The organism is Enterococcus sp. C65, assembly GCF_040887165.1.
Lineage (GTDB): Bacteria > Bacillota > Bacilli > Lactobacillales > Enterococcaceae > Enterococcus_B > Enterococcus_B hirae.
In genome coordinates this window covers 367,437-381,697 of record NZ_JBFOFG010000001.1, presented here as the reverse complement: position 1 = coordinate 381,697, position 14,261 = coordinate 367,437, and the positions used below count along the sequence as shown (strand labels likewise).

Here is a 14,261-nt window from a genome sequence, read left to right as displayed (position 1 = left end):
CCGCATAGATTCGATCTATGCGGTTTTTTGTATGTAAGAAGACAATTACCGTTGGGGTGATTGTCTTTTTTTGTCAGTTCGTGTCAGAAACCAGACTTGAATAATGATGATTAAAGGAATGAGGGGGAAGAAAAATGAAAAATAAACGTTTGATCACAGTTGTTGCACTTATTATGCTTTACTTAGTAGGAACCTTTATTTATGAAAAAATAACGCCTGCTTCTACTGAATCGAAACCAAAAGAAACGGATCAAACTGTTTCCGTTGGGGTTTTGCAATATGTGAGCCATCCGGCATTAGATGAAATTTACCGTGGGATCAAAGACGGTCTCCAGCAATCAGGGCTTGAGGAAGGAAAAAATTTAACGATCTCCTTTCAAAACGGGCAAGCAGATCAAAGTAAATTAGCCACTATGAGTCAACAATTAGTACAAGCTGACCCAGATGTCCTAGTAGGGATCGCTACTCCGGCTGCTCAATCTTTAGCTAATGTAACGAATACGATCCCATTAGTCTTAGGTGCGGTCACAGATCCAGTTGGTGCCGGCTTAGTGAACTCTTTAAAAGAACCAGGTGGAAACATCACAGGCGTATCTGATCAGCCTCCTGTTGAAGCGCAAATCAAGTTAGGCGCTGAATTGTTGCCGAATGCGAAGAAAGTCGGGATTTTATACGCTTCTTCAGAAGATAATTCAAAATACCAAGTAAGCCAAGCAGAAAAAGCGATTCAAAAAGCAGGTTTGACTTCAGTAAAATATGCTGTACCTTCTACGAATGAAATCGCCCAAACTGTCCAAGTGATGAGTCAACAAGTGGATTTCATTTATGTTCCTTTAGACAATACAATTGCTAATGCTATGCAGACAGTGGTAAAAGAAGCCGATAAAGCGAAGATCCCAGTGATCCCTTCAGTTGATTCAATGGTCGAACAAGGTGGCTTGGCAACTATTGGGATCAATCAATATGATTTAGGTGTTCAAAGTGGGAAAATGGCGGCGATGCTTGCACTAGGAAAAGAAAAACCAGCAACGACACCTGTTTACGTCTTTGATAAAGGCGATGTCATCATCAATGAAAAACAGGCGGAAAAATTAGGGATCACGATTCCTGATTCTATAAAGCAAGAAGCTAAAAATGTTTCAGAAGAACCGAAAGACGAGGGGGATGAACAATGATCGTATCAGCAATTTCACAAGGGATGTTATGGGCAATCTTAGGATTAGGAATCTTTATGACTTATCGGATTTTGGATTTTCCTGATATGACGACTGAAGGATCATTTCCATTAGGTGGAGCAGTTTGTGTGACAGCTATCACTCATGGGATCTCACCAGTTTTAGCAACACTGCTTGGCGTGGGTGCAGGCATGCTTGCCGGACTAGTTACGGGGCTGTTGTATACCAAAGGAAAGATCCCCGTGATCCTTGCCGGAATCTTAGTCATGTCTGGATTAAACTCGGTGATTTTATTCGTGATGCGCACACCAAATCTTTCTTTATTGAATCATTCGATTTTACAAGATACGTTCAATGGTCTTCATTTACCTGACTATTTTGATACCGTGTTACTTGGCTTGCTTGCATTAAGTCTCTTGATTGGTGTCTTACTGTTCTTTTTCAATACCGATTTAGGTCAAGGGTATATCGCGACAGGAGACAACGAAACGATGGCTCGTTCCTTAGGGATCAAAACAGATCGAATGAAAATCTTAGGATTGACTCTTTCAAATGGTGTTATTGCTTTATCAGGTGCATTGATTGCACAAAATGATGGGTATGCCGATGTCAATAAAGGAATTGGTGTCATCGTGATCGGGCTAGCTTCTATCATTATTGGAGAAGTGATTTTCCACGAATTAACGTTAGCAGAACGCTTGATTGCCATTGTCGTGGGAAGCATCATCTATCAATTATTGATCCTGATCGTCATTAAACTTGGGTTTGACACAACATATCTCAAACTCTTCTCCGCTATTATTTTAGCCATTTGTTTGATGATTCCTCAGTTAAAACAAGCATTGAAACTTAAAACCGGTTTTGAGAAGGAGGTTTGACCATGACAGCGATCATTACAATTAAAAATGGAAAAAAAGTCGTTAGCAATGGCATGAATGAAGAAAAAGTATTATTAGATGGAATTGATTTGACAATCAATAAAGGCGATTTTATTACGGTCCTTGGTGGAAATGGTGCGGGAAAAAGTACGCTGTTCAACACGATCGCAGGAACATTACAATTAAGTCAAGGGTCGATCGCTTTTAAAGAGCGGAATATCACGAAAGAAACAGAAGAAAAACGGGCTTCTTTTCTTTCTCGGGTGTTCCAAGATCCTAAGATGGGCACAGCTCCAAGGATGACAGTAGCAGAGAACTTGCTTTTGGCTCAAAAAAGAGGAAAGAAAAGACCCCTTCGTCTCCGTAACCTAAAGAACCAAAGAGAAAAATTTTATCAATTGTGTCAAGAAGTTGGAAATGGGTTGGAGCAGCATCTAGATACGCCAGCTGGTGAATTATCAGGAGGACAACGCCAAGCATTGAGTTTGTTGATGGCGACAATTGAAGCGCCTGAGTTGCTGCTATTAGATGAACATACAGCAGCACTCGATCCTAAAACTGCCAAATCATTGATGCAATTAACCAATCGCAGGATTACTGAACAACACTTGACGTGCTTGATGATCACCCACCGGATGGAAGATGCCTTGAATTATGGGAATCGTCTGATCGTTTTACAAAAAGGACGGATCGTGAAAGATTTGTCTAAAGAAGAAAAAGAGCAATTGTCACTAGCGGATCTATTACAATTTTTTGAAGAAGTGTTAGATTAGTTTTTGATTACTGACTGCTTTTCCTTTTACTTATGCCTAGTATGCCTATAGTAGATTGATTTGTTTTAAATGAATGAGAAAGAGGCCCCGCTTGTTTGACAATCATGTTGACAAGTTTCTCATACCTCCTTTAAACTTAGAAAGACTCGTCAATCATAGACATAAGAAAAAGCACAAGAAACAGAACTAAACAATCGACCATCTGATGTCTCGTGTCATGTTTACGAGGATTGGATGGTTGTTTTATTTTATAAGGAGGAAAAAGATGATCTCTGGTAAAACAAAACTCACAGGCTTTTTTGCAAAGCCTGCTTCTCATAGTCTTTCACCGTTGATGCACAATCTGGCATTTTCACATTGGGGTATTGATGCCGTTTATCTAGCTTTTGAGGTAGATCAAACGAACCTAAGACAAGCCGTTGAGAGTATCCGCACATTAGATATGTTGGGCGTAAATGTTTCAATGCCGAATAAAACGGCTGTCTTGGCATACCTTGATCAGTTAAGCCCTGAAGCGGAATTGATCGGAGCGGTCAACACGATCGTTCACCAGGAGCAACGTTTGATTGGCTACAATACAGATGGTATGGGATTTGTACGTTCCGTCAACGAAACGGGGCATCCAATCAAAAATCAAAAAATCGTTGTTCTGGGAGCAGGTGGTGCAGCAAAAGCAATTGTCGTACAAATGGCACTAGAAGGCGCACAAGAAATCACGATCTACAAACGTTTGAATGCCACTTTTTTACCACTAAAAGAGTATTTTGCGAAAGTCTCTGAGAAAACAGGTTGTCCCATCCGATTACATGATTATGCGGACGAAAGTCAACTGGCATTAGATTTGAGTCAGGCGAATCTATTGATCAACGCAACTGATATCGGAATGGGAAGCAAGAAAGACCAATTACCGATTGCTGATGTAAAGTTGTTGCATTCGCAATTAGCCGTCTTTGACTTGATCTACTCCCCTAGTGAGACACGTTTGATCCAAGAAGCCAAAAAAATGGGAATCAAAGCCTATAATGGTTTAGGTATGTTGATTCATCAAGGAGCAATTGCTTTTGAACTGTGGACACATCGAGAAATGCCAGTCCAGAACATACGAGAACGATTAGAACAAGAAGTGTGATGCGCTTTACGTGTAATGGCTTGTCTCATTTCGTTATTTTTTATTAAATTGTGCTTCAAATAGCTGTTTTTATCAAGAAGATAGCGTATCCTTTATTTACTTGTACAGATAGCAGGGAGGAAACAAAATGAGTCGGATGGATCGTTATAAGAACATCCATAAAAAAGCAAAACCACTAAAAAAAGAATCAACCGGTTTTTTTAGACGTGAACGTCAAAAGGACAAAGCGTTGAATAATCCAAGAGATGAAGCTACTCGGATCTATCAACCTGATCAGGAATCTTCTTATTCTTCCAGAGAAGGACAAGCTAATGACTATCAAACCCCTTATTCCTATGCAAAAGCAGGAAACAAAAAAGGATTTAATCAAACGAAGAAAAGCTTTTTTAAGAGGAAGAAAGAGCCAAAAGAAGTTCGTCCAAAAAAGAAACGTTCGTGGGGGAAAATCATTCTAGGCATTATTCTATTTTTATTCTTATTTTCAGTCATTTCCTTTTTTGTCGGGAAATCCATGGCAGAACATGATACCAGTTTGCCGAGTGTTACAACGGAATCATTTGATGGTGTACAGTCTTCGAGTGGCGCACATAATATTCTGATATTAGGTAGTGACACTAGAGGTGAGGATGCTGGTCGTGCAGATACGATCATGGTGTTACAGTTAGATGGACCTGCTCATAAACCAAAATTGATCTCATTTATGCGTGATAGTTTTGTAACAATTCCAGGAGTTGGTCAAAATAAGATCAATGCAGCTTATGCTTATGGCGGTGCTGATCTGGTCCGTCAAACCATCAAAGAAAATTTTGGACTTGATTGCCAGTATTACGCAAAAGTCGATTTTAAATCGTTTGAAAAAGTGGTCGATGCATTGTTTATGAATGGTATCAAGATCGATGCAGAGAAAGATTTGAATCTGGATGGTGTCGATATCAAAAAAGGTGTCCAAAAAATGGATGGTCATACACTTTTACAGTATGCACGTTTTAGAAAAGACGAAGAAGGCGATTTTGGTCGAGTAAGACGGCAACAACAAGTCATGAATACGATTTTTAGTCAGCTAAAAAATCCCCTAAACTTGATTCGTGCCCCTTACGCTGCCGGAAAAGCCATTGGTTATACCTCAACGGATGTTTCATCATTCTTTATTATCAAAAATCTCTTGTCGATTGCTCGAGGTGTCGGTGGTGTGGATCGTTTAAGCGTGCCTGTTGAAGGTTCATGGAACTTCGGAAACAGTAGTTATGCCGGAAGTATTTTGGTGATCGACAATGACGCCAATCGTGCAGCAATCAGTGATTTTTTAAGTAAATAAATGGAAGAAAAGAAATAGGAAGTTACTCTCTGTAATCATCTATTTCACTTCGTTTAGGTAAAAGCCCTCCATTTTTAATAGGTGGACGATGCAACACTTGGGATTTTCACCAATTGTAAAAGCTAAGTTCATAAAACGACTGTTAGACAAGGGTCTTCAGTCGTTTTTTTCTTTTGAAAAAATAGTTTTTGGGTTGTCATATGCGAATGTTTGTTCCATAATAAAGAAGTCTGTTCTAAGACTGAGAATCATGGAGGGGATAAAATGAAAACTGTTATACTGGCTGAAAAACCTTCCCAAGCAAAAGCTTATGCTGAAACATTTAAGAAACGAATACGTCACGAAGGGTATTATGAGATCGTTGATCCGTTGTTTAGTGGGGAAGTAACGATTACTTATGGATTCGGTCACTTAGTGGACATGGTCCCTCCTGGTGCATATGAAGAACGCTGGAGTAAATGGTCCTTGGCTAACTTACCAATTTTCCCAGAAACCTTCCGCTATGAAGTGCCGAAAGAAAAACAAGCACAATTTTCAATCGTCAAAAAGGAATTACAATCAGCAGATACGATCATTATCGCCACAGACGGAGACCGTGAAGGAGAAGCCATTGCTTGGTCGATTATCATTCAAGCACAAGCCTTCTCCAAAAGCAAAAAGTATCAGCGTTTGTGGATCAATTCGCTGGAAAAAGAGGCGATTTATGAAGGCTTTAAAAACCTTCGTCCAGGCGAGAGCTATTTTCCTAAATATAAAGAAGCGAAAGCTAGACAGAATGCGGATTGGTTGATCGGGATGAACGGGAGCCCCTTATACAGTCTCTTACTGCAACAAAAAGGGATCGATGGCAGCTTTTCTTTAGGACGTGTCCAAACGCCAACCTTATATATGATCTATCAGTTACAAGAAACGATTAAAAACTTCAAAAAAGAACCATACTATGAAATAGAAGCGACGATCAGTTGTGATGATGGTCGGTTTACAGGGAAAATCGATCCCAAGCAGAATTTTAAAACCCTCGAAGCACTACATCAAGCAATTGAAAAATCAGGCGCGCATCTAGGGAAGCAATCAGGACAGATCTTGTCGGTGATTAAAAAAGAAAAACAACTAAGTAGTCCACGTTTATTTTCTTTATCTAGCCTCCAGACAAAAATGAACCAATTGATGAAGGTGAGTGCCAAAGCGACATTAGATGCTGCCCAAGGGCTCTACGAAAAGAAATTTTTAAGCTATCCTCGGACAGATTCTACTTACATTACTGAAAATGAACATCACTACTTGGTGAAAAACCTAGTACGTTATAAAGATTTTTTAGGGATCAGCAGCGTAGAGACTCCTGAAACATGGTCGAAAAAAAGATATGTTGATGCGACAAAAGTCCAAGAACACCATGCAATTATTCCAACAAAAACGATACCTTCCAAGGAACGTTTTGCGCAATTATCACGTCTGCAACAAGCCATCTATTTACAAGTAGCGAAAACGACTATGGCAATGTTTGCCGAAAATTATGTATATGAAGAAACAACGATTTATACTGGTGTCCAAGAACTTCGCTTAAAAAGTACAGGGAAAATCCCAATCAAAAAAGGGTGGCAAATGATCTTGGCAACCAAAAGCAAACAGAAAGAAGTCCAAGTATTACCAGATGTGGTAAAAGGTCAGGTGGTCGGCGTTGATCTGAAAAGTATTCAAAAAGAAACACAACCACCAAAACCATACAATGAGGGAACACTGATCACTGCGATGAAAACGGCAGGGAAAACATTGGATGATGAAGAAGCACAAGAAATCTTAAAAGAAGTTGAGGGAATCGGAACAGAAGCGACTCGGGCCAATATTATTGAAAATCTAAAGCAACGTCACTATATCGAGGTCACTAAAAATGAAATCACTGTTACGGCTAAAGGAATCACTCTTTGTAAAGCGGTCGCTCAAGAACCTTTGTTGACTAGTGCGGAAATGACTGCTCAGTGGGAAGGATACCTCAAAAAGATCGGTAACAATGAGGGCACACCCGAAGTCTTTTTAGCAAATATCAAAAAATTCATCCTTCATTTACTCGAATCCGTGCCAAAACAACTGACTTCAGTCGATTTATCTGAAGAAATCACTGGAACGCGCCAAATCAAAGCGCTGGAGAAGAAAAATGATCAACTAGGCAGATGTCCAAAGTGTAAACAAGGGATCGTCATGTTGTATCCAAAAGTAGCAACTTGTACCAATGCTTCTTGTGATTTTAAACTTTGGCCAACGATTGCAAAGAAGAAGCTGACGAAAACGATGATGCGGGAATTATTGTCTAAAGGTAAGACTAGTAAAGTAGTTAAAGGGTTGACTGGCAAAAAAGGGAAGTTTGATGCGGTACTAGAACTAAAAGCAGATTATTCGATCGGTTTTTCTTTTCCGTGGATGGAAAAATCAGGAGAAAAAAATAAAGAAGAAAAATAATTATTCCGAAAAGTGTTGGTTTATTTATCCAAAAATAACATACGATTTATAAATAAGGAGTTTAAACGTTTGAAAAAAGTTCATTCATTGTTAAATTATTTGATGGGAACGATCACGATCGTTGCTGTTTATCAAGCATTATTGAAATATCCAGAATATGGTACGAAATTATTGTCTATCACGAAAGACCCTACGGCTTACTCACCTACACTGCTACTATCAACACTAACAGCTGGAGCGAAAAGTGCCACATACTTTTTACACAAAACAAGTAGTCTATTGAAACGAAAGAAACAACGTAAGCAATTACTGATGGTCATCGCAGCACTAGTAATCATTTACTTTCTACCCGTATTGACACAATTATGGCATCAGTATTTTGGTTGATTACCGGAAATAAACCACATTCACAGCTATAATAGAGCTTGATGATTCACTTTTAAATTTCTTTATCATAAAAGTATCATGATAAATTAGTAAAATATATAACTAAAGATCTTAGAACACATTTGTGTTTTAAGATCTTTTTTTATTGGAAATGCTAGGTTAAGTCCGTTTATTATCAAGGAATTAAGCTCACTTACTTATAACAATAGTGAATATGTCGGTTATTGATTTGTTAGTGATTATAAGATTTGAACATTAGATGTTTAAGAATGAAAATTGTCGTTTTAGACAAGTTAACAGCTAAAGCTCGAAGAAGTGGGTACGACAATTCAAAAATATTAGAGAATAACAAGTTATTTCTTGTGGTGCTTTTTATTTCTATTTATGGAAATTAATGGATTATTTCTCACTAATAATAATTATAAAATAAAAGCGCATTAAAAAATCTTTTGTTTCGACAAAATCTTATATGCCAGATATTTAATAAGGTTAAGAACTAAACAAATGATTATTTTTTTATGCAAAAAATAACATAAATAGGAAGGTGCAATCATTATGCCGGAAACAAATAATCAAATCGAGGGTTCAACGTTAACGAATGATCAGGAGCTGTATGAACATCTGAATTTTTCTGAAGAAGAAATCGAAACAGATCAACAACAAAAAATAGGTGAACGTATTGATGTGAATGATCATATATTGTTGGATGGTATGATTTCAAACCATCAAAATGAGTTCTCTAAATTGCCCGATGATATAAAAATACCAAGCGAAAAAATACGTAATATTCATGATGATAATCCAATGAATAAACTACTATGCTTACACAAAGGCAAACTCTATTATATTGAAAATTTGGACCCACAAAAAGGAGAAAAAAAAGCTTATGTAATTGCTGAGGAAGTATGGTATGGAGATAAACGATTGTTCCAAGCGAGCATTCAGCATAACATCAACCAAACCTTAATTAATTTTACTAAGATGACAAAAAATAAGAAAAATGGTACTCGCACGTTACTTGCTAGTCCAAGTTTAGTGTACAATATTATCAAGAATAATGAAATTTTCGAAAATGCAAAAGAAACTCAGGGGATAGCTCGTACAGTAGCACAACCAGATCCAACATATATTGGTGAGCGTCTTAAGATAGGGACCCCTGAATATGGCACTAGGGATCCGGAAATGAAAGTTCAATTAATGTTGCATGAAGATAAGCTCTATCAAATTGACCGCCAAAATAAACAGTCAAAACTACTCGCAGATAACGTAAAATTTCAAGATGGAACAATCTATAAGAGAAATGAGCAAGGGCTAAGAATGGTGCTATTCAGACCTAATACTCTTAAAGAGTCTCACAATATAGGTTTGATAAAATCATTTTTTACTAAAGAAAAAAGAGAAAAAACTCAAACGAAGTATGTAAGAGCTGATACCCTAGAGAACATCAATCAGCGATTACAATATTTTAAAAATATGGAGAAGAAGGAACAGATAGAAAGTAAACCTTGGCCTGAGGTGGATGTTGATAGCATATCATCGTTAAAGAAGTTAACAATAGTAAAAGATCCAAACCTTCACAACGATAAAGACCTAATCTATTATGATTACGACAAAAGTGCTCTTTATAAGTTAGAGATTAACGATCGTGGGAAAGTCCAAAAAGCTTATTTGCTTACTAATAAACACCTTGATAAACAACTTCATAAAAGCGAACTTGCATTAAACGATATCAATAAAAGTATAAAATTGAATTTATTTCCTGTACCAAAGTTGTTTTCCGGATTGGTGTGGACACAAAAAGGGGAAATAGAAAAGAAAGTGGCGCATTTTATTGAATTCCAAAAAATGATTACTCATGAAAATAGAAACAAAGATGTATATACACTTTTGTTGAAAGATACCAATTTGTATTTAGTTGATCATAGATCAAAGGTGGCTATGAATGTTGCCGCTAATGTCAATTTTGAAGATGGTAAGATCAAATCAGATAATAAAATACTCTTATCCAACTTATCGCATAATGAAAATATGAAATGGCCAATATCTTCATACAAAGCTTCTAAAATTTTTGAAATAGCAAAAATAAACCAATCGAGGAACATCGTTCAAACAAGAAACTCTTTAGAAGGTTTAACAATGCACGCACAAAACTTCACTAAAACTGAAAAAAATGTTCAAAACCAAACTCAATCCCTTACTAAAAATAGTCCAAAAAAGACACGTATGGCTCCGACTCTTTCCGACAGACCTGTGGGAACGTCTAGATAAAATGATTATAGTATTCGGATTTATTGCATTATAAAGAAGAACGAGAGTTTCTTATTAAAAATGCATTAAATAAAGTATATTTTTAGATAGGAAGGTGTAATCACTATGGATAATATAAATATTCGAAGTGAAGACCCCACGTCAACAGGTGAGAATCAACTGTATAACCGGCTAAATTTTTCTGAGGAGCAAATCAAAGAAGACCAACAACAAGCAACGCATGAATGGATTAAGGGAAACGATCATATATTTTTGGATGATCTTATTTCAAAACATAAAAATGTTTTCTCCGAATTACCCAATAATATAAAAATACCAAGCGAAAAAATCTATGGGATTCATCATCGTGAGCCAGGGGATAAACTATTATACTTACACCAAGGCAAACTCTATTACATAGAAAATTTGAACCAATTTAAAGAAAAAGGAAAAGCTTATGTAATTGCTGAGGATGTAAGTTATCGAAAAAACCGCTTGTTCCAAGCAAACAAAAAGTTTAATATCTACCAAAATTTAGTTACTAATGCAAAGATGACAAAAAATAAGACAAATGGTGCTCACACGATGTTTGTTCATCCGGATTTAGTGTGTAGTATCATCAGAAATAATGAAATTTTCCAAGAAGCAAAAAATAGCAAAGGGGTAGATCGTAGAATAGCGCAACCAGATCAAACTTACATTGGTAAAGGACTTAAGATCGGGATCCCGAAGTATACATCAAGTAATCCCAAAATGACTGTTCAATTAATGTTGTATAAAGGCAGTCTTTATCAAATTGACCCTAAAAATAAACAGTCAAAATTTCTCGCAGATAAAGTAGAACGTCGAGGTGTTCATTTTTTCAAGAGAAATGAGCAAGGTCTGAGAGTGGAGCTATTTCAAGGTTATGTTGAAAAGGCTCAAAAAAATAATATTTTAAAAAAATATTTTAAGAATAAAAAAAGAAATAAAACTGAAACAATCCATATGGAATCGCATACTCTAGGGAAGATTAATCAGAATTTGCAAGATTTTGAAACTATGGGAAAGAAAGACCAGATAGCAGGTCAACCATGGTTGGAGGTGAATCCTGAAGACTTTTCATCGTTAAAAATACCAGAGAGTCCGACTCCTCAGAATGATAAAGACCTAATCTATTACGATCGAAATAAAAGAGCTCTTTATAAATTAGAAACCAACGTTCATGGGAAAGTTAAAAAAGCTCACTTGCTTATTAATAAACACATCTATGATCTGCAAGATGCAAAGCGTCTTGCATTGAAGGATTCTGGAAAAGATTTAAAATTAGATTTATTCGCTAAAGCAGAGTTGTCACACGGAATGATGTGGGCGCCAAAAGGGGTAATAGAAGAGAAAGTGGCGTATTTTGTTGAAGCCCAGAAAACTTTTACTCATGAAAACAGACATACGGATAAACATACACTTTTGATGAAAGATGCCACTTTGTATTTAGTTAATCATAGACTAAAGGAGGCTATAATCGTTGCTGATAATGTGTATTATGAAAATGAAAAGCTCAAATCAGGAAGTCAAGTACTCGTATACAGCTTACCATTTAATGAAAACATGAAATGGAGAATCCCGCCCTATGTCGCCTCTGAGATCAGGGAAATAGCGGAGATAATCCAAGCGAAGAACATTACTCGGTCTAATACTATAGTTGCTTTGCAAGAGCACGCAAAAAAAGAAATCAAAAACCACGCTCATGGTGTACAAGAGCAGGACATGCCAACTCGTTCATGCGTTTCAATCGGAGCAAGACCTGGAACATCTAGGTAATTATTGAAATTTATTGAAGGATTATTTCTTGCAGATATTAAACAAATGATCTTTTTAGAAAAACAATAAATAGAAAGGTGTGCTCTCTATGATAGAAAATAACATGAGCAAAGAGGAACTATATAATCATCTGAATTTTTCTAAGGACCAAATCGCAGAAGACCAAAACAAAGAGCCTTATAAAAATATTGTGGTGAACGAGCATGTATTTTTGGTTGATATAATTTCAACCTATAGAAATAAGTTTTCCCAATTGCCCAATAAGGTAAAATTACCAAGCAAAACAATAGATAATATTCACCAAGGTGATCCAATAGATAAACTATTATGTTTATACCAAGGGAAACTTTATTTCATAGAAAATTTGGACCCACAAAAAGGAGAAAAAAAAGCTTATGTAATTGCTGAAGATGTAGAGTATATAAATGGTGAATTGACGCAAGGAAGTAAAGAAAAGAATAGCTACCAAAATTTAATTGGACCTGTAGAAATGGAGAATAATCCCTCAAAGGACGCTCAATCGTTATTTGTTCATTCACGCGTAGTATACGATATTATCAAAAAGGATAACGAATACAAAAAAGCAAAAAAAGCCGAGAGAACAGCACGTACAATAACAGAACCAGATGAAACTTACATTGGTAAAAATCTCAAGATAGGAATCCCGCAGCGTACGTCATCCGATCTTAGTGTAAATGTTCAATTAATGGTACATAAAGGCAAACTTTATCAATTGGACACTGAGAGCAGCAAGTCGAAACTCCTCGCAGATAACATAGAAGAGAAAGAAGGGATATATTATAAAAGAAATAGTCAAGGGTTGAGAGTTGATCTGTTCTCGCCTTCCAATGTGACAACGGTTGATACAAATAATTTCATTCAAAGACGTTGGACTCGGGAGGGTAAAAATAGAGATAGAACGGCAACGATGTACGTAGATTCGCTTACTTTAGAAGAGATTAATCAGCGGCTAAATGGGTTTAAAATGATGGAAGATAGACAACAGATAAAGAGTAAACCATGGATTAAGGTTGATGTTAGAGCATTTTCATCATTATCAATACCAAAAAATCAAAGTCACAATAAACAGAAAGATCTATTTTATTATAAAGAAGGGACCATGAGGGATAAACTATATAAATTAGAGATTGAATCTCAAGATGGTAAGAATGTGAAAATCAAAAATGCTTATTTGCTTGCTGATAAGGATCTCTATAATTCACCAAATGCAAAACATATTGCAGTCCAAGACTGGGATACAAATGTAAAAATAAATTTATTCCTTAAATCAAAGATGTCAAACGGATTTATATGGATAGATAAAGGAGAAGTTGAAAAGAACATCAATTATTTGAATGAGGCCAAGAAACATTTTCCTAAAAAGCGTTCTCCTAGAGATTTACATAAACCCCGAGAGCATGAAAACAGAAATGTAAATTCGTGTACACTTTTGTTGAATAAGAACAATTTATATTTAGTTAGTCATAAAGGAAAAAAAGCTATCCTGATTACTGATAATGCACATTTTCAAGACGGCAAGCTCAAATTAGGGGATAAAGTAATTGCAGACAAATTACCAAAGACGTCTAATAAAGATGCCATGATATGGAGTCTCTCTGCTGAGAATGCCACGAAATTCTTAGACATAGCGAATATAAACAACTTCGTTCAAGGTAGAAATTTGATTGATTTGACAACACACGCAAAAGCATCACACGAACTTAGTAGCAATACTCAAAGCAACACTGTTGGACACACTCAAAAGCGTCCTGCACCGCAACCTCCTCAAAAAGGTAGTAATGAAGCCCCAACTAGATAAAATGATTGTAGCATTCGGATTTATTGAATAAGAAGAACGAGTGATTTTTATTTGCTTTACTAGTTATGTGGTAGCCTTAAAGTGGGGAACATTAGTACAAAAAATTTTATTTCCATGATTATTTAATTTTTGCTATTTTTATGCTGAGCTATTTACTAGAAAATAGAATATTCTAACCGTGTTTAAGGACATCAAAGGCAGTAGTAGCTACTATCTTTGATGTTTTTTTATTAGTTTTTGGATAGAATGATTCAACGAATGATCGTTCAAAAATATGTGATTAC

Annotated in this window: 10 protein-coding genes; all 10 read left to right on the top strand. The window is 36.4% G+C overall.

Going from position 1 to position 14,261, the window contains the following annotated elements:
- The first annotated feature begins 134 nt into the window (after positions 1–134).
- The 10 genes from trpX (at position 135) to AB3I12_RS01585 (ending at position 13,977) form a co-directional block, all read left to right on the top strand.
- A complete protein-coding gene (gene trpX, locus AB3I12_RS01630; protein ID WP_063627092.1) occupies positions 135–1,175 on the top strand; it encodes a tryptophan ABC transporter substrate-binding protein in 1,041 nt (346 codons plus the stop codon).
- The gene (locus tag AB3I12_RS01625; protein WP_010737553.1) at positions 1,172–2,053 is read left to right on the top strand and encodes an ABC transporter permease; all 882 of its coding nucleotides are present in this window, start codon (positions 1,172–1,174) and stop codon (positions 2,051–2,053) included. The genes trpX and AB3I12_RS01625 overlap by 4 nt, the downstream gene beginning before the upstream one ends.
- Positions 2,054–2,055: 2 nt before the next feature.
- On the top strand, positions 2,056–2,826 hold the full coding sequence (locus AB3I12_RS01620; protein ID WP_010719188.1) for an ABC transporter ATP-binding protein: 771 nt from the start codon (positions 2,056–2,058) through the stop codon (positions 2,824–2,826).
- Positions 2,827–3,091: 265 nt separating this feature from the next.
- Positions 3,092–3,955: a shikimate dehydrogenase gene (locus AB3I12_RS01615; RefSeq protein WP_063627093.1), complete on the top strand. Its 864-nt coding sequence runs from the start codon at positions 3,092–3,094 to the stop codon at positions 3,953–3,955.
- Positions 3,956–4,082: 127 nt separating this feature from the next.
- On the top strand, positions 4,083–5,270 hold the full coding sequence (locus AB3I12_RS01610; RefSeq protein WP_063627094.1) for an LCP family protein: 1,188 nt from the start codon (positions 4,083–4,085) through the stop codon (positions 5,268–5,270).
- Positions 5,271–5,534: 264 nt separating this feature from the next.
- Positions 5,535–7,724, top strand: a complete 2,190-nt coding sequence (gene topB / locus AB3I12_RS01605; protein ID WP_063627096.1) for a type IA DNA topoisomerase — start codon at positions 5,535–5,537, stop codon at positions 7,722–7,724.
- Between the two features lie 102 nt (positions 7,725–7,826).
- Entirely contained in the window at positions 7,827–8,111 is a 285-nt protein-coding gene (locus AB3I12_RS01600) for a hypothetical protein (RefSeq protein WP_174270245.1), read from the top strand.
- Positions 8,112–8,666: 555 nt separating this feature from the next.
- A complete protein-coding gene (locus AB3I12_RS01595) occupies positions 8,667–10,379 on the top strand; it encodes a hypothetical protein (RefSeq protein ID WP_063627097.1) in 1,713 nt (570 codons plus the stop codon).
- Positions 10,380–10,484: 105 nt separating this feature from the next.
- A complete protein-coding gene (locus tag AB3I12_RS01590) occupies positions 10,485–12,158 on the top strand; it encodes a hypothetical protein (protein ID WP_063627098.1) in 1,674 nt (557 codons plus the stop codon).
- A gap of 88 nt (positions 12,159–12,246) precedes the next feature.
- Positions 12,247–13,977, top strand: coding sequence for a hypothetical protein (locus AB3I12_RS01585; RefSeq protein ID WP_368015460.1), 1,731 nt, complete (start codon positions 12,247–12,249; stop codon positions 13,975–13,977).
- Positions 13,978–14,261 lie beyond the last annotated feature (284 nt).